1 protein-coding gene is annotated in these 1,258 nt (G+C 49.9%); it reads right to left on the reverse strand.

Annotation, left to right across the window (positions count from 1 at the left end; translation table 11 throughout):
- Positions 1-1,258: Ig-like domain-containing protein (locus EAX61_RS16305; RefSeq protein ID WP_121918771.1), on the reverse strand; the 1,258-nt coding region annotated here is incomplete at both ends.

Below are 1,258 nucleotides of genomic sequence, written 5' to 3' on the forward strand. Positions count from 1 at the left end.
CCGTTCGCAGGATCAGTCACATCGGTGATCGTAGTCGGTTCTGTACCCAGATCGTCATTGTCAAGGACAGCGATGTCCACAGGGGTATCCTCATTCGTGCTCGCAGTATCATCCACAGCATCAGGAGCCGATACAACAACAACTGTTACTGTAGCAGTGCTTGTGTTACCATCGTCATCCGTGATCGTGTACTCAAAGGTATCGGTACCACTGAAGTCTGGGTCCGGAGTATAGGTCACCGTTCCGTCACCATTGATCGTTACGGTTCCATTGGCTGGATCAGTCACATCCGTGATCGTTGTTGGCTCTGTACCAAGATCGTCATTGTCCAATACGGGAATGTCTACAGGAGTGTCTTCATCCGTAGTCGCCGTATCATCCTCAGTATCAGGTGTAGCAATGATCGTTACATCTACCGTAGCAGTGCTCGTATTCCCGTTGTCATCCGTGATCGTGTACTCAAAAGTATCGGTACCACTGAAGTCTGCATCTGGAGTATAGGTCACCGTGCCGTCACCGTTGATCGTTACCGTTCCATTCGCTGGATCCGTAACAGCAGTGATCGTTGTTGGCTCTGTACCAAGATCGTCATTGTCCAATACGGAAATGTCTACTGGAGTGTCTTCATCCGTAGTCGCAGTATCATCCTCAGCATCAGGTGTAGCAGTGATCGTTACATCTACCGTAGCCGTGCTCGTATTCCCGTTGTCATCCGTGATCGTGTACTCAAAGGTATCGGTACCACTGAAGTCTGGGTCCGGAGTATAGGTCACCGTTCCGTCACCGTTGATCGTTACGGTTCCATTGGCTGGATCAGTCACATCCGTGATCGTAGTTGGCTCTGTACCAAGATCGTCATTGTCCAATACGGAAATGTCTACAGGAGTGTCTTCATCCGTAGTCGCCGTATCATCAACAGCATCTGGAGTGGCAGTGATCGTTACATCTACCGTAGCTGTGCTCGTATTCCCGTTGTCATCCGTGATGGTGTACTCAAAGGTATCGGTACCACTGAAGTCTGGGTCTGGAGTGTAGGTCACCGTGCCGTCACCGTTGATCGTTACGGTTCCATTGGCTGGATCTGTGACATCCGTGATCGTTGTTGGCTCTGTACCTAAATCGTCATTGTCTAATACGGAAATATCCACAGGAGTGTCTTCATCCGTAGTCGCAGTATCATCCTCAGCATCTGGAGTGGCAGTGATCGTTACATCTACCGTAGCAGTGCTCGTATTCCCGTTGTCATCCGTGATGGTGT

It is taken from the genome of Dokdonia sinensis (assembly GCF_003688895.1).
GTDB classification, from domain to species: domain Bacteria; phylum Bacteroidota; class Bacteroidia; order Flavobacteriales; family Flavobacteriaceae; genus Dokdonia; species Dokdonia sinensis.